The sequence below is a fragment of the Bacillus xiapuensis genome, from assembly GCF_002797355.1.
Classification (GTDB): Bacteria; Bacillota; Bacilli; order Bacillales; family Domibacillaceae; genus Bacillus_CE; species Bacillus_CE xiapuensis.
In genome coordinates this window covers 209,301-230,267 of the sequence record NZ_KZ454940.1, presented here as the reverse complement: position 1 = coordinate 230,267, position 20,967 = coordinate 209,301, and the positions used below count along the sequence as shown (strand labels likewise).

The following is a 20,967-nucleotide window of genomic DNA, read 5'->3' as shown; positions in this document are numbered from 1 at the left end:
CATAGGGGATGGTGACAAATGAGGGAAACATTGAAAAACGGTTTGGTTGCTGGGGGAAAAACAACTTGGAATTTGGGGAAAATTATCTTTCCGATTACATTGCTTGTGACCGTTTTGCAGTTTACGCCGCTTTTGCCGTGGGTGATGGAATTAATCAGCCCCGTAATGCGCATTTTTGGCTTGTCGGGAGACGCATCTATTCCGCTTGTGCTCGGAAACTTCCTGAATTTATACGCAGGAATCGGCGCGATGCTGTCGCTGGATTTAACGGTCAAAGAAGTATTTATCTTAGCGGTGATGCTGTCTTTTTCACATAATTTACTGATTGAATCGAGCGTGGCAGCTCAGGTTGGGGTGAGGATTTCGCTTATGATCGCTGTCCGGCTCGGTCTGGCCGCGCTGTCGGCCATTGTCATCCATCTCATCTGGAAGGGAGGCGGGGAAGCGGCGCAGTTTGGCATGGCTCCTCCACAGTCGGCAGCTCGGGATGGGTGGGCGGATATTCTGCTGCTCGGTTTAGAGAAGGCGGGATATGGTGTTTTCCAGCTGGCGCTGATCGTTATCCCGCTAATGGTGGTCATCCAACTATTAAAGGATTTAAAGTGGCTCGATGTATTCTCCCGCTGGATGGCACCGGTGACGCGAATGCTCGGCATGAGAGAAAATACGTCGACTACGCTGGCAGCCGGCCTGTTATTTGGGCTTGCTTTTGGTTCAGCTGTTATGATTCAGGCAGTGAAAGAGGATGGCGTCAGCCGCAAGGACGTCACGATCGCATTCATCTTCTTGGTTGCCTGCCACGCGATTGTTGAGGATACGCTCATCTTTATTCCGCTTGGGCTTACAGGATGGACGCTGCTCGCTTTATTTCTCATTCGCTTGACCGTCGCTGTATTGCTTACGCTTGTCGTCTCCATCATTTGGAGACGGGTTGAAATCGCCCAAGGAAAGGAAGCCACACTGACATGAAGAACTTGACTACTTTATTGTTTGATTTAGATGGAACATTAATCAACACGAATGAATTGATTATTTCTTCTTTTTTGCACACACTCCATCATTATTATCCGAACCGGTATAAGCGGGAGGATGTCTACCCGTTTATGGGGCCAACACTTGTCGAGACGTTTTCCAACATCGACCCGGAGCGCACGGAAGAAATGGTTCAGCGGTACAGAGCCTATAATTTAGCGAATCATGATGCGCTCGTCACGCAGTTTGACGGCGTATTTGAAACGGTTCGCACATTGAAAGAAAATGATTACAAGCTGGCGATTGTTTCCACGAAGATGCGGGATACAGTCATAAAAGGATTGAAGCTGACGAATCTCTATCCTTTTTTTGACGTGATCGTGGCGCTCGATGATGTGAAGCATCCGAAGCCGCATCCCGAACCGCTGCAAAAAGCGCTGAACGCTCTCGGATCCAAGCCGGAGGAGGCGCTGATGATCGGTGACAATTACCATGATATCAACGGCGGGAAAAATGCCGGCACGAAGACAGCGGGCGTATCCTGGTCAGTGAAAGGGAAGGAGTTCCTGCAATCCTTTCACCCGGATTATATGCTGGATTCGATGGCGGATCTTTTGGATATTTTAGAAATAGGAACGGCCGGCAGATGAGAAGAACGAAGCGGTACAAAGTTGAGGGAGCCAACTCGCTTTGGAATGTTTACAAAACGGTCTCTTTTTGGAAAACATTTAAAAACACAGCGGTGATTGAAGCCGGCCGTTTGATGCCGTCGATGAAGCTGAAAAACTGGCTGTATCGGACGTTTCTCGGCATGCAAATCGGCAGCAGGACAGCGCTGGCCTACAAAGTTGTGCCCGACATTATGTTTCCGGAGTACATTGCGATCGGAAACAATTCAATCATCGGCTACAATACCGTCATTTTGGCGCATGAATATTTAATTGATGAATACCGCCTCGGCAAGGTAATTATTGGCGACAATGTTATGATTGGCGCTAACTGCACAGTGTTGCCGGGAGTGACGATTGGGGACGGCGCCATTGTCTCAGCGGCCACGCTCGTACATCGCGACGTGCCGCCCGGTGCGTTTGCCGGCGGCAATCCCATGCAAATAAAAGAACGCACAGAAAAATCCTTTTAAGCCCGCAAGCTTAAAAGGATTTTTTTTTCAAAGGAGGGACGTTCCGTTCCGCACGGTCAAACTTAAGGCGTAGGCATTCCTCCGGTTACACTGTACACTTGGCAAGTAGAGTAGCTGGATTCGTCAGAAGCTAAGAGAACATAGGCTCCTGCTAATTCCGCCGGCTGTCCGGCGCGGTTTAGCGGCGTCGGCGGGGTTCCCTGACCGAATTTCGGAATGTTTTCGCTTAATTGCCCGCCGCATATTTGCAGCGGTGTCCAAATAGGGCCTGGGGCTACGGAGTTGACGCGAATTCCTTTCGGCGCCAGCTGCTTGCCGAGCGCGACTGTAAAGCCGATGATGGCGTGCTTTGTCGCGGCATAATCTAAAAGAATCGGACTTGGGTTATAGCCTTCCACAGAGGAGGTAGTGATAATGGAAGCGCCTTTTGGCAAGTGAGGCAGCGCGGCTTTCACGATCCAGTAAAGAGAAAATAAGTTGACTTCAAATGTTTTATAGAGCTGTTCCGTTGGCAGATCCGAGATATCTTCCACCGCCTGCTGCATGCCGGCGACTAATGCCAGTACATCCAATCCGCCGAGCTCGCGGTAGGCTTGATCGACCAGTTCCTTACAGAAATCTTCGCTGCTTAAATCGCCGGGAATCAGCACCGCTTTTCTTCCCTCTGCCTCAATTAGTTTTTTTACTTCTTCAGCATCCGGCTGTTCTTCAGGCAGATAGTTGATCGCCAAATCCGCTCCTTCTCGTGCATAGGCGATCGCGGCAGCACGGCCGATTCCTGAATCTCCTCCAGTCACTAACACTTTCTTTCCAGTTAGCTTTCCTGAACCGATATAGCTTTCTTCACCGCAGTCAGGCTTAGGTTTCATTTTCATCTGCAAGGCCGGCGGCTCCTGATATTGTTTCGGGAATTCTTGGGTATAATATTTTGTTCTAGGATCGTTCTCTTCAGAATAAGCCATAAGATCTCGCTCCTTTATAAAAGTTTTACAGTAGATTGTGTACCCTTGAGCAAATTTAATAAACATATGTGCCTTTTTATTATAAAGATTCTGTTAATTCACTTGACGCCGGCTTTGGATAGCGTTACACTACTAACAACTTCATCATGTTACCATATTAGCGAACTAAAGTATTTTGAAAATAAAAGCGATTGGGTGATAACAATGTCCAAATTATTTATGTTTGAAAAACCAGTCGGGATGAGGGATGCACTTCCTCACCTTTATGAGACAAAGCATCAATTGATCTCTTCGATTGCTGAGCAAATGAGAAGCTGGGGGTACCGGTTGATTGAAACACCGGCATTGGAATACTACGATACTGTCGGCTCCGCTTCGGCAATTCTGGAAAATCAGCTGTTTAAATTGCTGGATCAGCAAGGAAACACATTGGTGCTGAGGCCGGATATGACGACGCCCATCGCCCGGGTCGCCGCTTCTAAGCTACTGAAAGAGCAAGTGCCGCTGCGCTTGGCGTATGCTGCAAAAGTGTATCGCGCTCAGCAGCGGGAAGGTGGACGGGCGGCAGAGTTTGACCAAATCGGCGTGGAAAATATCGGAGATGGGACGATGAGTGCAGATGCGGAGGTTATTGCATTAATGGTCTCGGCGCTGAAAAAAACAGGGCTGAAGCGGTTTCAAGTGTCGATTGGCCACATCCGTTTTGTTGAAGAGCTGTTTAGCCAAATACTCGGAACGGAAGAGCGGGCCAGCACATTGCGCCGCTATTTATACGAAAAAAATTACGTTGGCTATCGCGAGCATGTGCGCGCGCTGGCGCTATCCTCCATTGATAAGCAGCGTCTTTTTGATTTTCTGTCTTTGCGCGGCGGGGAAGAATGCTTAGAAAAAGCCGGCCGGCTCATGGAGGGGGAAGCGGGCAAGGATGCCATTGAAGAGCTGCGTCAGCTGATTCATTTGTTAAAAGACTATGAAATTGATCAATATGTCCAATTTGATTTATCCCTTGTCAGTCATATGAGCTATTATACCGGGCTTTTATTTGAAACGTATGCGGAGGGCGTTGGCTATCCGCTTGGCAACGGAGGTCGATATAACAATTTGCTGGAAAAATTCGGACAGCCGGCGAGCGCTACCGGATTCGGTGTGCGCGTGGACTATCTGCTTGAAGCCATAGGAAAATTGGCGGATCTAGAGGGCGTTCATTGTCTTTTATTCAGCAAAGAGCGGCGCAAGGAAGCGATTGCTGCCGCGGCTAAGCTGCGGCAGCAAGGAAAAAACGTCGTTTTGCAGGATTTAGCGGGCGTGAAGGATGTCGATCGTTTTACTAGCGTCTGTCAGAATGTGAGCTTCTATGTAGGGCAAGCGGGCAATGGAGGGAAGAGCGAATGTCAATGATAACAATTGCGATGCCGAAGGGGCGGATTTTTGAAGAAGCGGCGGAATTGCTGCGTAAGGCGGGGTATCAGCTGCCTCTTGAATTCGCTGAGTCGCGCAAGCTGATTATTGAAGTGCCGGAGGAAAATTTGCGCTTCTTTCTAGCAAAGCCGATGGACGTGGCGACGTACGTGGAACATGGTGTTGCCGATCTTGGAATTGCGGGAAAGGACGTGCTGCTTGAAGAAGAAAGAGATGTGTATGAGCTGTTGGATCTGCAAATCAGCCCCTGCTATTTAGCGGTTGCTAGTTTGCCGGATACGTCGATGAATGAAGTCGCGCCGAAGATCGCCACGAAATACCCGAATATTGCTTCCACTTATTTCCGGGAGCAAGGAGAGCAGGTGGAAATCATTAAATTAAACGGTTCGATCGAGCTTGCGCCATTAATCGGATTGTCCGACCGGATTGTCGATATTGTTTCCACCGGCCGAACCTTGAAGGAGAACGGGTTAGTCGAATATGAAACTATTGTCGGCATCACATCGCGGCTGATCGTCAATCCGGTCAGCTATCGAATAAAAGCCGGAGAAATCCAACTGCTCGTCGATCGGCTGACAAAGATTATTTCAGAAAAGGTCGTGTAAGCCTATGAACATTCAGAAAGTAACAAGTGAGCTGACATTAAAGCGCTCCGTTGATAGCGGCACAGAAGAGCAGCGGTCCGCAGTTCAGCGCATTATCCAAATGGTTCGCGACCAAGGAGATGAAGCGCTGCGGAAGCTGACGGAGACCTACGACGGGGCTAAATTAATCAGCTTGAAAGTGACACAAGAAGAAATCAGCCAAGCCTATGAGGAGATACCTGAAGAAATGGTGGCAATTATTCAGGAAGCAGCTGAGAACATTTACCGATTTCATCAGAAGCAATTAAAGGAAAGCTGGATGTATACGGATCAAAATGGCTCTCTGCTCGGGCAGAAAATCACGCCGCTTGATTCAGCGGGCGTGTATGTGCCCGGGGGAACGGCGGCCTATCCTTCTTCGGTGCTGATGAATGTACTGCCGGCGAAGGTCGCGGGCGTGCAGCGGATCGTGATGGTTTCACCGCCGGGTCCGGATGGTAAGCTGCCCGCAGGTGTGCTCGTCGCAGCCGATATTGCCGGCGTCAAAGAAATCTACAAAGTAGGCGGCGCTCAGGCGGTGGCAGCACTTGCCTACGGAACAGAGTCGATTCAGCGGGTGGACAAAATCACCGGCCCGGGAAATATTTATGTGGCGCTCGCTAAGCGGGAGGTGTTTGGCGATGTAGATATTGATATGATCGCAGGGCCAAGCGAGATTGCGGTGCTGGCTGATGACAGTGCGGACCCCCGGGAGGTTGCGGCCGATTTATTATCGCAGGCAGAGCATGATCCGCGGGCGAGCAGCATCCTTGTGACGCCTTCGCCGGCGCTCGCTGAAGCGGTGGCCAAGGAAATAGATAAGCAGCTGCCAACATTGCCGCGCCAAGACATTGCTCAAGAGGCGATTGAAAATTACGGAGCCATTTATATCACGAAAGATCTAGAAGAAGCGATTGAGACAATCAACCAGCTGGCTCCGGAACATTTGGAAATCATCACTGATCATGCATTAGAGGCAGTCAAAGACATTCGCCATGCGGGAGCGATTTTTGTTGGCCGTTACAGCTCTGAACCGGTTGGCGATTATTTTGCCGGTCCTAATCATGTACTGCCGACAAATGGAACAGCACGCTTCTCCAGTCCGCTGAACGTCGATGACTTTTTGAAAAAATCAAGCATCATCATGTACAGCGAACAAGCGTTTACGGCTAATCATGAAAAGATAGCCGCATTTGCCCGGCTAGAAGGGCTTGAAGCACATGCGCGAGCTGTTGAGGCTCGGGCGAAGAATAAGCAAATGAGGTGAATCAGATGGGACGAAAGCGTTCGGCGGAGATACAGCGTCATACAAATGAAACGAAAATTGACTTGAAGTTTTCAATAGACGGGGAAGGACGAGCCGATATTCATACGGGCGTGCCGTTTATGGATCATATGCTGGATTTATTTGCTAAACATGGACAGTTTGATGTCACGCTTACATGTGACGGGGATGTGGAGGTGGACGATCACCACACAACAGAAGACATCGGCATTTGTCTCGGGCTGGCCCTGAGAGAAGCGCTCGGTGACAAAAAAGGAATTAAGCGCTACGGCAGTTTCTTCGTGCCGATGGATGACACGCTGGCTCAAGTAGTCGTTGATTTAAGCAACCGGCCTCATTTTGAAATGCGCGGCGGTGATTTCCCATCCCAAAAAGCAGGTACGTTCGATACGGAGCTAGTTCATGAATTTCTCTGGAAACTGGCGCTTGAAGCGCGGATCAATTTGCACGTCATTATTCATTACGGATATAACACTCATCATATGATTGAAGCCGTTTTTAAAGCGATGGCGCGCGCGCTCGACGAAGCTACGATGGTAGATCCGCGGGTGAAAGGTGTGCCGTCTACGAAAGGAATGTTATAAATGATCGGCATTGTCGACTACGGGATGGGAAATTTATTTAGTGTCTATAAAGCGCTGGAGCGCCTGCAAATTCCTTGTATCATCAGTGACTCAGAAGAAGAACTGAAGCAGATGAAAGGGATTATTTTGCCGGGAGTCGGCGCCTTCAAAGATGCGATGGCGCTGTTAAAGGAAAAGAAACTTAATCAGTTCCTTACCGCTTACGCAAACAGCGGCCGTCCTCTTCTCGGCATTTGTCTCGGAATGCAGCTATTATTTGAGGTAAGTGAAGAGAATGGCTGTCATGAAGGTCTAGGGCTCTTAAAAGGTCGGGTGACACGCATTCCGGAAGGCTCGGTGAAGGTGCCGCATATGGGATGGAATCAGCTGAGGTTTCATCGGCGTTCTCCGATGCTTCATGGCATCGAAGAAGGGTTTGTTTATTTTGTTCATTCTTATTATGCCAGTGAAATGCAGCGGGAGGATTTGCTCGCAAGCGCGGCATACGAGGTGGAAGTTCCGGCGATTGTCGGTAAGAGAAATGTAGTCGGCATGCAATTTCATCCGGAAAAAAGCGGCACTGCCGGCATGCAGTTATTAAAGAATTTTGCAAAAGCGATGGAGCGATCGGAGGCAGTCATATGAGCTTTACTATTTACCCGGCAATTGATATGCGCGGAGGCAAATGCGTCCGGTTAACGCAAGGAGATTACAGTCAGGAAACGATTTATGGAGAGAATCCGTTTCACATGGCTCAGAAATTTGCGGATGAAGGCGCTGAGTGGATTCACATGGTGGATCTGGATGGAGCAAAAGATGGAAGGCGCATTAATGACCGCTTTGTTATTGACACGGCGCAAAAACTGCCGGTGAAAGTGCAGATCGGAGGTGGCATCCGCACGGAGGAAGATGTGCGCCATTATTTGGATAACGGCATTGACCGCATCATTATTGGCAGTCTCGCGATCTCCCAGCCGGAGCTTGTGAAAGAGTGGCTGGGAAAGTATGGGGAAAGAATTGCAATTGGACTGGATGCTAAAGACGGCTATGTTGCGACGCACGGCTGGCTGGAGACATCCTCTAAAAAGGCAGTCGATGTCGGCAAAGAACTGGCGGCTGCCGGCGCGGAGACCTTTATTTTCACCGATATTGCGACCGATGGCATGCTAACGGGACCTAATATCAAGGCGGTGGCAGAGTTGGCCAGGGCAACGGGGCGGCAAGTGATTGCTTCCGGGGGCGTTAGCTCTTTAAGCGACTTGCGGAAAGTGCGGGCGCATGAGCCGGACGGCGTAAGCGGAGTGATTATCGGCAAAGCGATTTACATGAAACAGTTTACCGTCCGCGAGGCATTGAAAGAGGTGAATTAAATGATTACAAAACGCATCATTCCCTGTCTGGATGTCAAAAACGGCCGGGTGGTGAAGGGCATTCAATTCGTACAGCTCCGCGATGCCGGGGATCCGGTTGAATTAGCGCAGATCTATGACAAGCAGGGAGCGGATGAGCTGGTATTTCTTGATATTTCCGCTTCTCATGAAGGAAGAAAAACAATGGTCGAAGTCGTGAAAGATGTGGCTTCTCAATTAGCGATTCCGTTCACAGTCGGCGGAGGCATCCACTCTCTGGAGGATATGAAAAAAATGCTCCGCGCCGGCGCTGATAAGGTTTCCGTCAACACAGCAGCCGTTCTGCGTCCCGAGCTGATCACAGAAGGGGCAGAATATTTCGGTTCACAATGCATCGTCCTTGCGGTGGATGCGAAATGGGATGAGGAGATCGGTTCATGGCGCGTCTATACTCACGGCGGCCGGCAAGCAACGGATCGTGAGGTGATCGCTTGGGTGAAAGAAGCGACGGCGCTTGGCGCTGGAGAAATTTTGCTGACCAGCATGGACCGCGATGGGGAGAAGCAAGGGTTTGACATTGCTTTAACGAAAGCAGTCAGTGAAGCTGCTGCCGTTCCGGTTATCGCTTCCGGAGGTGCAGGAAATGCCCGGCATTTTCACGAAGTATTTACAAAAGGAAATGCCGATGCTGCGCTGGCTGCTTCCATTTTTCATTACAAAGAGACGAGCGTAGCTGAAGTGAAGAGCTTTTTAAAAGGCCGAGGAGTGAACATAAGATGAATGTGAATGTCAGTGAGCTGAAATTTGATGAAAAAGGTTTAATTCCCGCTATTGTTCAAGATGCCTATACCTATGAAGTATTAACGCTGGCGTATATGAACAAGGAATCCGTGCAGAAAACAATCGACACGGGAGAAACATGGTTCTTTAGCCGTTCCCGCCAAAAGCTGTGGCATAAAGGAGAAACGAGCGGCCATACACAGCAAGTCGTGAATATAAAGACCGACTGCGACTCCGATTCACTTGTCGTGCTGGTCCAGCCGTCAGGTCCTGCCTGCCATCTTGGCAATACGAGCTGCTTTGACACATCGCTGCATAAAGAGGAGGCTTCCGCGATTCTTCCCTATACGATTTTGCACAAGCTGGAGGAAGTCATTGCGGAAAGAGAAGAGAATCGTCCGGAAGGGGCTTATACAACCTACTTATTCGAAAAAGGCGTTGACAAAATTTTAAAGAAAGTTGGTGAAGAGGCGGCGGAAGTGATTATTGCGGCTAAGAACCGCGATAAGGATGAGCTGCAGTGGGAAGCGGCTGATCTGCTTTATCACCTTCTCGTGCTGCTGTGCGAACAAAAAGTAGAGCTTGCGGATGTACTCGGCGTACTGGCGAAACGCCACGAAGAAAAAAGCAAATAAAACAGGAGAGCGAGGCTAATGAAAGCCTCGCTTTTTCCTCATTTTCGCCGTCTCCCCTATTAACGGATCCCCGCTAACTGTGATATACTACATAAGTTAATTACGAACGCTCGGAGGATTTAGATGAGAAAAAACTCAAAGCTACGGGAGAAAAAGGGGAAAGTCATATCCTTTTTGCCGACAGGTGAGTATTATTATACAAAAGGATTAAAAGCACTGCGCAAAAGAGAACTGCCGAAGGCGAAGAAATACCTGTCGCGGGCGATGGATCTTGACCCGCTTGAGCCAATGATCGCCTGCCAGCTGGCTTTTGTTGAAACAGAACTCGGCAACTATGAGCAATCAAACGGGTTGCTTCATTTTGTGCTGGAAGATTTAGATCCGCGAATCAGCGAGTGCCATTATTTTTTGGCCAACAACTATGCCTATATGGGTATGTTCAAGGAAGCGCTGAAGCATGCTAAGCAATATTTAGAGCAAGATGAGCGCGGGGAGTTTAGAGAAGCAGCGGAGGATTTGCTGGAATTAATCGCGTTGGACAGCGACGAAGAGCTTGAGGAGCTGTATGAACAGGAAGATTTAATTACGATGCAGGAAGAAGCCCGCTATTTGCTGGAAGGCGGAAGCTTCGAACAAGCGATTGAACGCCTGGAAGCGATTATTGAAAAGCACCCCGACTTTTGGTCGGCTCATAATAATTTAGCGCTTGCCCATTTTTATTTAGGAAATATCGAAACGGCGCATGCTGTATTGGACGGCGTTCTTGAGAAGAGCCCGGGCAATTTGCATGCGCTGTGCAATCTGGCCGTCTTTACGTACTATGAAAAGCAATATGGCCTGCTGAAGCAGCTGGTGGAAGTGCTGAAGAAAATTCAGCCGCTGATGTCTGACCAGCAATTTAAGCTGGGGGCAACGCTCGCCTTAATCGGGCAATATGAACCAGCTTATCGCTGGCTGAAAAAGCTGCACAAGAGAGGATTTGGCGATGATCCGGCCTTTTATTATTGGCTTTCTTATTCGGCTTATTTTACGGGGCGTGAAGAAGCAGCCAGAAACGCCTGGAAATACGTGCTGAAAGAAAACCCGGAAAAAGAGGGGCTGGAGCCATGGAACATCGGAAAGCGGAAGCCGGAAGGATTAGAGCATCATCCCGCTTCGATCGTAAACCGCTTAAACAGCGAATATGAAGAAGAGCGCCTATTGGGCATTTTTTTGTTTTCGCTGGCAGAAGATCAAAAACAGGTAATGAGCCATCCTGATTTTTGTGAGATTGAATCTCTCGCTTTTAGGGAAAAAATATATTTAGCGGATGTTCTCGGGATGCCGATAGACAGCAAATTGAAAGCGGAAGCACGCATTGATCTGGCTCATGAAACCGCACTGATACTCATGAAGCACTTTCAGCCGATTGGAGCGGAAGAAGCAGGTCTGCTCATGCTTTGGTTCACCATTTACAGTGAAGTGGCCAACGGAAGCTCGCGCATGAAAAATCCGCTGGCTTTTGCGGCAGCAACCGAATATGTATGGCGCAAGTTTCGCGATGAGAAAACATCGCAGGCCCTCCTTGCGGAAAAGTATGGCATTGCTCTTTCAACGTTGAGAAAATACCTTAAATTGGTGAGAGAGCAACTTGAGTGAGCATAACATTAGACGAAAAGCTGCTTGTTTATTAGGATATGGATATAGAATAAAAAATACGATTTAGGGTATTTTTAAACTATGGAAAAAGGAGTGGCTGATTTTGACGGCAGAAGAGAAAATTTATGATGTCATTATTATCGGTGCCGGCCCGGCCGGTATGACAGCGGCTGTTTATACGTCACGCGCCGATTTATCCACCTTGATGATCGAGCGGGGTGTTCCCGGCGGACAAATGGCCAATACAGAAGAAGTAGAGAATTATCCAGGCTATGACCATATTCTTGGACCTGAGCTTTCTACGAAAATGTTTGACCACGCTAAAAAGTTCGGAGCGGAATACGCCTATGGCGACATTAAGGAAATTGTGGACGGCAAAGAATACAAAACGGTGAAAGCCGGATCGAAAGAATTTAAAGCGCGTTCGATCATTATTGCAACAGGTGCCGAATACAAAAAAATCGGCGTTCCCGGCGAAAAAGAACTCGGCGGCCGCGGGGTTTCTTATTGTGCGGTTTGTGACGGAGCGTTCTTTAAAGGCAAAGAGCTCGTAGTTGTCGGAGGAGGAGATTCGGCGGTCGAGGAAGGCACGTATTTAACTCGCTTTGCGAAGAAGGTAACGATCGTTCATCGCCGTGACGAATTGCGCGCGCAAAAGATTTTGCAGGACCGCGCCTTCAAAAACGAAAAAATTGATTTCATTTGGAACCATACCGTAAAGGAAATCAATGAAAAAGACGGAAAAGTCGGCAGCGTCACACTCGTTTCTACGGAAAACGGAGAAGAGCGGGAGTTTGCGACCGATGGCGTGTTTATTTACATCGGGATGGTGCCGCTGACGAAACCATTCGAAAGCCTCGGCATTACCAATGAGTCCGGCTATATTGTGACCAACGATCAAATGGAAACGAAAATCCCAGGAATTTATGCAGCGGGTGACGTACGTGAAAAAACCTTGCGCCAAATCGTCACAGCGACTGGAGACGGAAGCATTGCCGCGCAGTCTGCGCAGCATTACGTGGAAGAGCTGAAGGAAGAGCTCGGCGTGGAGGCATAGGCTTCAAGACAACTTTAATGGACTGTTAATCGCGGCGTAACAAGTCTGAAATAAATTTCCGCTATACTAATAACAGCAGTCTGATACACCCCCTAAGTAATTTAACTTATATCCCTATAGACGAGGTTGTCCTGATATGCGGCGAGCTCCGATTTGCAGTCCATGCACCAATCGGTAAAAGGCCAGTCAGGATGACCTCCTTTTTTTATCTTTAACAGACGAGGACGCCTCTTTCTCAACGAAACAGGGAGGATATTCTCGCCTTCGGACCCTGAATAAACAACGCCATGTATCCATTCCCTAAGGCAAGGGCACATTGTCTGCATCACTCCTCCGAAATGGCCGAAAAACCGCGGCATGACTGGAATAGAGGACTTGTCTGCCCGTAATTTGCGGAAAACCACAATAAGCCGAAGCGATTCTTGGTCATTATTTCGTACCGCGCTTGAATGCACAAGAATACGAAGCGGGGAAGTTCAAATAGCCTTTTTCGAAATGAGCAGGCATTGAGACGGGGAATGAAAACATAGTATAATAAGAAAAACAGGTTAAGTGACGACTGTGTCCTATGGTGGCTCGTCTTTTTTGCCTAGAGGTGATAAGTGTGCAGCGTGTAACAAATTGTTTACTGTTAAAGAATGATAAGGTATTGTTGCTGAAAAAGCCCCGCCGCAATTGGTGGGTGGCTCCTGGCGGAAAGATGGAGCCGGGAGAATCCATCCGGGACGCGGTGATTCGGGAATACCGGGAAGAAACGGGAATTTATTTGCGCAATCCCTGCGTGAAAGGCATCTTCACGTTCATCATTAAAGACGGAGAGGAAATCATTTCAGAATGGATGATGTTCACATTCTTTGCTCAGGAAAGTGACGGTGTGTCTATTAAGGAATGTGAAGAGGGTTCTTTGGAATGGCATTCAGTCGATCGGTTAAAGGAACTTCCGATGGCGGAGGGGGATCGTCATATACTTGAGTACATGGTTCATGGAACGGGCATCATCTATGGAGCATTTACATATACCCCTGATTTTGAACTGCTTTCCTATCGGTTAGACCCGAGCTGAAAAAGAGGAGAGAAAGGGGAATGAGCATGAGTCATAATCCGGGAAAAGATGTACAGCTGATCATCATTACAGGAATGTCCGGGGCAGGCAAAACGGTGGCGATTCAAAGCTTTGAAGATTTAGGGTTTTACTGCGTGGATAATTTGCCGCCAACCTTGCTGCCGAAGTTTCTTGAATTGATGAAAGATGCAGGCACACAAATGAATAAAGTGGCCGTGGTGATGGATATGCGCGGCCGGGAATTTTTCGATCATTTAATCAAATCGCTTGATGAGGTAGCGGATATGTCTTCCGTGACGCCTAAAGTGCTGTTTCTCGACGCAGAGGACTCGGTGCTCGTCCGCCGCTATAAGGAAACAAGACGCTCTCATCCGCTGTCGCCTAACGGTCTGCCGCTAGAAGGCATTCGTCAAGAACGGGAGCTTTTGGAGGATGTGAAAGGTCGCGCGCAATTTATTTACGATACATCTGCGCTGAAGCCGCGGGATTTGCGAGAAAAGATCGTAGCAGAGTTTTCGCTCAATAAGAAAGCGATCTTCACTGTCAATGTTATGTCATTTGGCTTTAAGCATGGCCTGCCGATCGATGCAGATCTCGTGTTCGATGTCCGCTTCTTGCCTAATCCGCATTATATTGATCATATGCGGCCGCGCACCGGGCTTGATGGGGATGTGGCCACGTATGTGTTAAAATGGAATGATACGCAGAAGTTCTTGGAAAAAGTGCTGGATTTGCTGACATTTATGCTTCCTCATTATAAAATGGAGGGCAAGTCGCAGCTTGTGATCGCGATCGGCTGTACCGGAGGACAGCATCGTTCTGTCGCTTTGACCGAATATATCGGCAAGCATTTCTCCAAGGATTATGAAACGCGCATCACCCACCGCGACATAAAAAAAAGAAAGGCATCAGCGAAATGAAAATACATGCACAAAAGAAAGTCGTCATTATCGGCGGGGGAACAGGCCTGTCTGTTTTGCTTCGCGGCTTAAAGAAGCATCCCATCGATTTAACGGCCGTTGTGACTGTAGCCGATGATGGAGGAAGCTCCGGGCGTCTGCGCGAAGAGCTGAACATCCCTCCGCCCGGGGATATCCGCAATGTGCTAACCGCTTTATCCGATGTGGAGCCGTTAGTGGAGAAGCTGTTCCAGCACCGGTTCAGTACAAAAAATGAGCTGTCGGGCCATTCGCTCGGCAATTTGATGATTGCCGCCCTAACATCGATTACGGGCGACTTTGGGCATGCGGTTCAGGAAATGAGCCGCGTGCTCAACGTGCGCGGAAAAGTGCTGCCAGCGGCCAATCAAAGTGTAGTTCTGCATGCGCAAATGGAAGATGGAACGATCGTATCGGGAGAATCTAAGATTCCTTACTCCGGGAAGAAGATTAAACGGGTCTTTTTAACGCCCGACGATATCCAGCCGCTGCCGGAAACGATTCGCGCTATTCAGGAAGCTGATTTGATTATCGTCGGTCCTGGCAGCCTATACACGAGTATCCTGCCCAATTTGCTCGTTCCGCGAATTGGAGAGGAAGTGTGCAGCGCTAAAGCGAAGAAGGTCTATATTTGCAACTTAATGACACAAGCGGGTGAAACGCTGGATTTTACCGCCGGCGACCATGTGAGAGCGATATATGATCATATGTCTTGCGCCTTTATGGACACCATCCTGGTAAATAAAGACTCGATTCCAGACCACATTCAAGAGAAATATAAGGAAGAGCAGTCCAAACCGGTCGTGTATGATGTGGAGGAGCTGAAGTCGCTTGGCCTTCACACGATTTTAGATGAAATCGCGATCCGTGAAGGCGGTGTGATCCGCCACAATACGAATAAAGTAGCGGATATTCTATTCCAGCTGATTCCGGAAACAATGAACCCTTAGCTGTCGTGAACGGGCATCTCAGAGATAGGGAGGTGGCTCGATTGTCGTTTGCTTCTGAAACCAAAAAAGAACTGACCGCGCTAGAAAGCGAAGGCTGCTGCGCTAAAGCAGAGCTGTCTGCGCTGATTCGCATGAATGGATCACTTTCATTTTCAAACCGCTTGCTTGTTGTCAATATACAGACTGAAAATGCGGCGATCGCCAGAAGAATTTATGTGTTGATCAAGAAAAACTATGACATAGAAGTAGAACTGCTCGTTCGCAAAAAGATGAGGTTAAAAAAGAATAATGTCTACATCGTTCGCCTAAAGGAAAAAGCAAGGGATATCTTAGAGGATTTGGATATCATCGAGAAGGGATTCTCTTTCGTTCATAATATTTCACCGGAGCTAATTGCTCAAAAATGCTGCCGCCGCGCTTATTTGCGGGGAGCCTTTCTGGCGGGGGGATCCGTTAATAACCCGGAAACCTCCTCTTATCATTTAGAAATCTTTTCGCTTTATAAAGAACATAATGACGCGCTCAGCGATCTCATGAACTCGTTCGGTTTAAACAGCAAAACCCTTGAAAGAAAAAAAGGATTTATCACGTATTTGAAAGAAGCAGAGAAGATTACAGAGTTTCTGACTATCATCGGTGCACACAGCGCGCTGCTCCGTTTTGAAGACGTCCGCATCCTCCGGGATATGAGAAACTCGGTCAATCGGCTCGTGAACTGTGAAACCGCTAACTTAAATAAAACAATCGGCGCGGCTTTGCGCCAGGTGGAGAACATCCGCTATATAGAATCGACGGTCGGTCTGCAGGTGCTGCCTGATAAACTGCGGGAAATTGCCGAGCTTCGGGTCACGCATCAGGATGTCACGCTAAAGGAGCTTGGCGAGATGGTCTCGGGCGGGAAGATCAGCAAATCCGGCATTAATCATCGCCTGCGCAAAATTGATGAAATTGCCGAAAAGCTTCGGGCGAGCGAAACGCTGTCAAGCAAGTAAGAAACGGAGAAAAGAGGAGAAAAAATGGTCGAAAAAACAACGGAAGTCCAGTTGAAGATGGGACTGCAGGCCCGGCAAGCAGCCATGTTCGTACAGCGGGCCAATCATTTCTCTTCTGTTATTCATTTAGAAAAAGAAGGGAAAAAAGTGAACGCCAAAAGCATAATGGGGATCATGAGTCTGGCGATTAGCCGCGGCTGTCCCGTTACGATTTCTGCTGATGGACGGGATGAACAAGAAGCCCTGCACGCCTTAACGGCTTTTATAGAGGAAGAGGGCAGCTATTAATAACACAGACCTGGATGACCGGAGAGCATCTCTTGTCATTCAGGTCTTTTGTCGGTATGAGCACATGAAAAAAGCGATCCCGCCATCAGCAGGATCACTCTTTGAATACGATTATTTTTCCGGCAGCTCATTGCGCGTCAGGATATGGTCGATTAAACCATACTCAAGCGCACGCTTAGCGGTCATAAAGTTATCGCGGTCTGTATCTTTGGCAATGACTTCAAGCGGCTGTCCGGTGCGCTCAGCCAGAATTTCGTTCAGCTTCTCACGCAAGAACAAGATGCGCTTGGCGGCAATTTCGATTTCCGTCGCCTGACCTTGGGCGCCACCAAGCGGCTGATGAATCATAACCTCACTGTTCGGCAAGGCGTAGCGCTTGCCTTTCGTTCCGGCAGCTAGAAGAAAAGCGCCCATAGAGGCAGCCATGCCGATGCAGATCGTCTGCACGTCCGGCTTGATGAATTGAATCGTATCATAAATTGCCATTCCTGCCGTAATGCTTCCGCCCGGGCTGTTAATGTAGATGGAGATATCCTTTTCAGGGTTTTCGGCCTCCAAGAACAGCAGCTGAGAAACAATGGAGTTGGCTACATTGTCGTCAATAGCACTTCCAAGCATAATAATGCGGTCTTTTAATAAACGGGAATAAATATCGTAAGCACGTTCCCCGCGGTTCGTTTGTTCAATAACGGTAGGGATTAAATTCATGTTCCTTCCTCCTTAAATGAAAATGATTTTTAATGAAAAAAATCGTATGTATCGTTATCATACAGTGATGGTCAATGAAGGTCAAACGATTTGTTTGCTGCAGCATCAATCTCTACATAGTTTTCTATTATACCCACTTGAAATCCTGCTAAACCGGTGAAAAACCGCAGGAGAGGCTGTCTCCGGCAAAAAATCAGAAAAGCCATTGCATTTTTGCGCACGTTCCGCTATAATATCGTAGTGTACTTAAAAAATGCCCTCGTGGTGCAACGGATAGCACGTCAGATTCCGGTTCTGAAAATGTGGGTTCGATTCCTGCCGAGGGCGCTATGAAAAGCGCGTAGCCTTTACGTTTTATAGCCGATTTTGGGTTATGATTCGTAAGGGCTTTTTTGGTTTTTACCGGTATAAATACTGCCGCGCAGCGCCTCCTTACGAATCGTAAAGGAGGGATCCTTGTGAAAAGAAGAAAGTCAGCTTCTCATAAAGCATCTCTAATTTCAATGCTTCAATAGAATTTCTTAAACATTGCCGCTTCAAGAGTTTTTCTTCTGAAACCGTTAAGTTTTATTAAAAGGAAATGAAACCGATCATGGGAAGGCTTGCGGAAGTTGATGTACCGATAGAGGATTTAAGAAATATAAAAACTGAACACACAGAAAGTTAAATTTGTATGCTCATTGAAAAAAAGGATGGACATGTTATTTATTTGTTTTTTTTTAGGTCTATTTAACTATTTATTTTAAATTTTCACGCTTACCCTTTCCGCTTGTTATATAATAAATAAAAGGGGGGAGGAATATGAACATGCAGTTAAAGCCGGGTCTGTGGCAGCAGCAGACGATGAAGCTTGCGATGACTCAAGAGCTGAAGCAGGCCATTGCGTTACTTCAGTACTCTACCCAGGAATTGACGGAGTTTTTGGAAGCGAAGGTGATGGAAAATCCGTTTATTCATTTGGAGAACCCAGAAATGAAAGCGCTTTACAAAAAGAAGAAAATGAAGCTGCGTAAAGGGGGATCCCTGATGAAGGATGAGAAGAACTGGGTGGAGCAGGTAGCGGATACGTCTCAGACTTTATCGGATTATTTAAGAATGCAGCTGGCGCATATTCCAATGAGTGACGAAAAAAAGCGGTTATTGGATTTTTTATTATATAATATGGATGGAAATGGCTATATGTCTATAACAATGAAGGAAGCGGCGGCGATGTGCCGCTGTACTGAGCGGGAAGCGAAGGAAGTGTTAGGTTGGATCCGCGATTTAGAACCGGCGGGAGTCGGCGCCTTTGACTTGCAGGACTGTCTGCTGCTTCAGCTGAGACGGATGCCGGAGCCGCTTAAGCTTGCGCAAATCATTATTAAGGAGCATTTCATCGAGTTTGCGGACAAAAGCTGGCGCCCGCTTGCAAAGAAGCTCAATGTGAATGTGAAAGAGATTCAAGAGGTGTCCGATTTCATTCAGCAGATGAATCCGAAGCCGGGGGCGCGCTTTCATCATGATCAGGCCATGTATGTACGGCCGGATATGACTGTGACGCTGCAAGGGGAGTCGGTTGAGGTGCATCTTCTGGAAGAGGATATGCCGAAAATTATTTTTCAAAAAGAATATTTTCATGAATTGGCTCTCCACAAGGATCCGCACCTACAGCAGTTTATGAAGGAGAAGGAGAAAGATTACGCCTGGCTGCTGAAGAGCCTGGAGCAGAGGAAAAAAACGATTCAGCGTGTCGGTTTAACAATTGTAGAAAAGCAAAAAGACTTTTTCTTTCGAGGTCCGAAATATGTGCAGCCGCTGACGATGAAGGAAGTGGCTGAAGAGCTGGAAGTTCATGAATCGACGGTCAGCCGGGCTGTGCGGGGAAAGTATATGCAGACGCCATACGGAACATTTGAACTGAAATACTTTTTTTCAGCGGGTCTTTCCGGCGGAATGGAGGAGGCAGCTTCTGCTCAGCAGATCAAGGCGAGGATTGCTGAACTGGTCGAGAATGAGAATAAGAAGAAGCCGCTGTCCGATCAGGACATTTGCAATAAGCTGAAAGAGGAAGGGTTTCATGCATCGCGAAGAACAGTAGCGAAATATCGCGGCCAGCTGTCCATTCTTTCTTCTGCGAAAAGAAAAAGATACGATTGAGAAGTGAGGGCAACCATGAAAGAGATTTTTTTCTATACGCGTCCATCCTGCCATTTATGTGAGGAAGCGAAAGGGATTGTGCAGCTCGTTCAAGAAGAGCTGGACTTGGCGGTTCACGAATGCAATATTGATGAATGTGAAGAATGGACAGAACGGTATGGGATGATGATTCCTGTGGTAGAATATAAGCGGGAAATCATTCAATACGGGCGGATTGACTATCCGGCTTTAAAGAAAAAACTAAAATAATTATCCATGATTTTACAAAGACTTAACACTTATCCGTTGATTTATATTTTTTTCCCTGTTACTATAAAAAGTGTAAGCGGGGGTAATTTTTTTTGGATCAAGTGGGACGAACTTGTATTTTGAAGGGACATATAACGTCCCTAATGGAAATGAAGGAGCACCTTATGAGAACATTAATTGATATTCAAAAGAAATTATTGCCGGATTTACTGGAAGTATTACAAAAACGTTATGAAATTTTGCAAGCAATCCGCTTAGCGCAGCCAGTCGGAAGACGGATGTTGGCGCAGTCAGTGGGGCTGACAGAACGAATATTAAGAAGTGAAGTGGAGTTTTTAAAGGAACAGTCTTTAATCACCTTTCAAACGAAAGGAATGAGCCTGACGGAAGATGGGGGATTGATTCTTGAGGATCTCCAAGGAGTAATGAGTGAAATCAAGGGTATACACTCAATGGAAGAAAACTTAAAGAAGCGATACGGATTAGAGGAAGTGGCAATTGTTCACGGAGACAGCGATCAATCTGCTTGGGTGAAGAAGGAGCTTGGCGCAGCCTGTGCCCGAAGTATAAAAAGCCGTCTGCTCGCAAAGAATATCATCGCAGTAACAGGCGGAACGACGATGCGCGAAGCAGCGCGGGCGATGACACCCAATCTCGCGGAAGGCAAAGAGCTGATCTTTGTTCCAGCAAGAGGCGGCATTGGAACGGATGTTCAGAACCAAGCCAACTCCATTGTTGCTGAAATGGCGCTTAACACAGACGGCGTCCATAAAGTGCTCTATGCCCCTGATCAAATAAGCCAGCAAGCTTATCAAACGATGCTGCAGGAGCCGGCCATTAAAGAGGTGCTGGATTTAATCAAGCGTTCCAATATCATCCTTCACGGAATTGGAGAAGCGATGACGATGGCGAAGCGGCGGCATACATCGGCTGAGGATATGGATAAGATTCGAAAAGCCCGGGCGGTTTCGGAAGCTTTTGGCTACTACTTTGATGAGAAAGGCCGCGTCATTCATAAAGTGGATACGATCGGTTTGCAGCTGCAGGATCTTGCGGATGCTGGCGACGTGGTAGCGGTGGCTGGCGGAGCGTCGAAAGGCAGAGCGATCCGCTCCTATTTGCAGGGAACGCCGAAAGCGACCGTGCTGATTACAGATGAAGCGGCAGCCAAGCGGCTATTACAAGAGGAGTGAACCCCTCTTTGAACAAGTGAATTAAT

The 20,967-nt window shown here is 47.8% G+C and carries 23 protein-coding genes and 1 tRNA gene; 22 read left to right on the top strand and 2 right to left on the bottom strand.

Annotation, left to right across the window (positions count from 1 at the left end; all coding sequences use genetic code 11):
* Positions 1-18: 18 nt before the first annotated feature.
* The 3 genes from CEF20_RS12795 to CEF20_RS12785 are packed head-to-tail and all read left to right on the top strand — an operon-like array spanning position 19 to position 2,113.
* Positions 19-969 carry a nucleoside recognition domain-containing protein gene (locus CEF20_RS12795; RefSeq protein ID WP_100332310.1) on the top strand — a complete coding sequence of 317 codons (951 nt, stop codon included), beginning with the start codon at positions 19-21 and terminating at the stop codon, positions 967-969.
* The gene (gene ppaX / locus CEF20_RS12790) at positions 966-1,622 is read left to right on the top strand and encodes a pyrophosphatase PpaX (protein ID WP_100332309.1); all 657 of its coding nucleotides are present in this window, start codon (positions 966-968) and stop codon (positions 1,620-1,622) included. Before CEF20_RS12795 ends, ppaX begins: the two co-directional genes overlap by 4 nt.
* Positions 1,619-2,113, top strand: coding sequence for an acyltransferase (locus CEF20_RS12785; protein WP_100332308.1), 495 nt, complete (start codon positions 1,619-1,621; stop codon positions 2,111-2,113). Before ppaX ends, CEF20_RS12785 begins: the two co-directional genes overlap by 4 nt.
* Positions 2,114-2,175: 62 nt before the next feature.
* On the opposite strand, the gene CEF20_RS12780 is transcribed toward CEF20_RS12785, so the two are convergent.
* The gene (locus CEF20_RS12780) at positions 2,176-3,075 is read right to left on the bottom strand and encodes an SDR family oxidoreductase (RefSeq protein ID WP_100332307.1); all 900 of its coding nucleotides are present in this window, start codon (positions 3,073-3,075) and stop codon (positions 2,176-2,178) included.
* Positions 3,076-3,279: 204 nt separating this feature from the next.
* Here CEF20_RS12780 and CEF20_RS12775 point away from each other — a divergent pair, with 204 nt between their 5' ends.
* From CEF20_RS12775 to CEF20_RS12700, 15 genes are all read left to right on the top strand, one after another.
* The gene (locus tag CEF20_RS12775; protein ID WP_100332306.1) at positions 3,280-4,473 is read left to right on the top strand and encodes an ATP phosphoribosyltransferase regulatory subunit; all 1,194 of its coding nucleotides are present in this window, start codon (positions 3,280-3,282) and stop codon (positions 4,471-4,473) included.
* Positions 4,464-5,099: an ATP phosphoribosyltransferase gene (gene hisG / locus CEF20_RS12770; protein ID WP_100332305.1), complete on the top strand. Its 636-nt coding sequence runs from the start codon at positions 4,464-4,466 to the stop codon at positions 5,097-5,099. The genes CEF20_RS12775 and hisG overlap by 10 nt, the downstream gene beginning before the upstream one ends.
* Before the next feature lie 4 nt (positions 5,100-5,103).
* Positions 5,104-6,384, top strand: coding sequence for a histidinol dehydrogenase (hisD, locus tag CEF20_RS12765; protein ID WP_100332304.1), 1,281 nt, complete (start codon positions 5,104-5,106; stop codon positions 6,382-6,384).
* A gap of 5 nt (positions 6,385-6,389) precedes the next feature.
* Entirely contained in the window at positions 6,390-6,986 is a 597-nt protein-coding gene (gene hisB, locus CEF20_RS12760; RefSeq protein WP_100332303.1) for an imidazoleglycerol-phosphate dehydratase HisB, read from the top strand.
* Positions 6,987-7,610, top strand: a complete 624-nt coding sequence (gene hisH / locus CEF20_RS12755; protein WP_100332302.1) for an imidazole glycerol phosphate synthase subunit HisH — start codon at positions 6,987-6,989, stop codon at positions 7,608-7,610.
* A complete protein-coding gene (hisA, locus tag CEF20_RS12750) occupies positions 7,607-8,335 on the top strand; it encodes a 1-(5-phosphoribosyl)-5-[(5-phosphoribosylamino)methylideneamino]imidazole-4-carboxamide isomerase (RefSeq protein WP_100332301.1) in 729 nt (242 codons plus the stop codon). The genes hisH and hisA overlap by 4 nt, the downstream gene beginning before the upstream one ends.
* Positions 8,336-9,094 (top strand): imidazole glycerol phosphate synthase subunit HisF, encoded by a 759-nt coding sequence (hisF, locus tag CEF20_RS12745; RefSeq protein ID WP_100332300.1) that lies wholly within the window; start codon positions 8,336-8,338, stop codon positions 9,092-9,094.
* A complete protein-coding gene (gene hisIE, locus CEF20_RS12740) occupies positions 9,091-9,729 on the top strand; it encodes a bifunctional phosphoribosyl-AMP cyclohydrolase/phosphoribosyl-ATP diphosphatase HisIE (RefSeq protein ID WP_198508530.1) in 639 nt (212 codons plus the stop codon). The genes hisF and hisIE overlap by 4 nt, the downstream gene beginning before the upstream one ends.
* Before the next feature lie 123 nt (positions 9,730-9,852).
* A complete protein-coding gene (locus CEF20_RS12735; protein ID WP_100332299.1) occupies positions 9,853-11,367 on the top strand; it encodes a tetratricopeptide repeat protein in 1,515 nt (504 codons plus the stop codon).
* A gap of 103 nt (positions 11,368-11,470) precedes the next feature.
* Positions 11,471-12,424: a thioredoxin-disulfide reductase gene (trxB, locus tag CEF20_RS12730; protein ID WP_269799231.1), complete on the top strand. Its 954-nt coding sequence runs from the start codon at positions 11,471-11,473 to the stop codon at positions 12,422-12,424.
* 604 nt (positions 12,425-13,028) lie between these two features.
* A complete protein-coding gene (locus CEF20_RS12720) occupies positions 13,029-13,487 on the top strand; it encodes an 8-oxo-dGTP diphosphatase (RefSeq protein WP_100332296.1) in 459 nt (152 codons plus the stop codon).
* Positions 13,488-13,513: 26 nt separating this feature from the next.
* The gene (gene rapZ / locus CEF20_RS12715) at positions 13,514-14,407 is read left to right on the top strand and encodes an RNase adapter RapZ (RefSeq protein ID WP_100332864.1); all 894 of its coding nucleotides are present in this window, start codon (positions 13,514-13,516) and stop codon (positions 14,405-14,407) included.
* Complete coding sequence (locus CEF20_RS12710; RefSeq protein ID WP_269799230.1) at positions 14,404-15,375, top strand: gluconeogenesis factor YvcK family protein; 972 nt, start codon at positions 14,404-14,406, stop codon at positions 15,373-15,375. The genes rapZ and CEF20_RS12710 overlap by 4 nt, the downstream gene beginning before the upstream one ends.
* A 41-nt stretch (positions 15,376-15,416) precedes the next feature.
* Positions 15,417-16,367, top strand: a complete 951-nt coding sequence (gene whiA, locus CEF20_RS12705) for a DNA-binding protein WhiA (RefSeq protein ID WP_100332295.1) — start codon at positions 15,417-15,419, stop codon at positions 16,365-16,367.
* A gap of 24 nt (positions 16,368-16,391) precedes the next feature.
* Positions 16,392-16,655, top strand: a complete 264-nt coding sequence (locus CEF20_RS12700) for an HPr family phosphocarrier protein (protein ID WP_100332294.1) — start codon at positions 16,392-16,394, stop codon at positions 16,653-16,655.
* Positions 16,656-16,766: 111 nt separating this feature from the next.
* On the opposite strand, the gene clpP is transcribed toward CEF20_RS12700, so the two are convergent.
* Entirely contained in the window at positions 16,767-17,363 is a 597-nt protein-coding gene (gene clpP, locus CEF20_RS12695) for an ATP-dependent Clp endopeptidase proteolytic subunit ClpP (RefSeq protein ID WP_100332293.1), read from the bottom strand.
* Between the two features lie 255 nt (positions 17,364-17,618).
* Here clpP and CEF20_RS12690 point away from each other — a divergent pair.
* The 4 genes from CEF20_RS12690 (at position 17,619) to CEF20_RS12675 (ending at position 20,941) form a co-directional block, all read left to right on the top strand.
* A tRNA-Arg gene (locus tag CEF20_RS12690) sits at positions 17,619-17,690 on the top strand.
* 474 nt (positions 17,691-18,164) lie between these two features.
* Complete coding sequence (gene rpoN / locus CEF20_RS12685) at positions 18,165-19,499, top strand: RNA polymerase factor sigma-54 (protein ID WP_100332292.1); 1,335 nt, start codon at positions 18,165-18,167, stop codon at positions 19,497-19,499.
* Positions 19,500-19,514: 15 nt separating this feature from the next.
* Positions 19,515-19,748, top strand: coding sequence for a glutaredoxin family protein (locus tag CEF20_RS12680; RefSeq protein ID WP_100332291.1), 234 nt, complete (start codon positions 19,515-19,517; stop codon positions 19,746-19,748).
* 164 nt (positions 19,749-19,912) lie between these two features.
* Positions 19,913-20,941 (top strand): sugar-binding transcriptional regulator, encoded by a 1,029-nt coding sequence (locus tag CEF20_RS12675; RefSeq protein WP_100332290.1) that lies wholly within the window; start codon positions 19,913-19,915, stop codon positions 20,939-20,941.
* Positions 20,942-20,967: the final 26 nt, after the last annotated feature.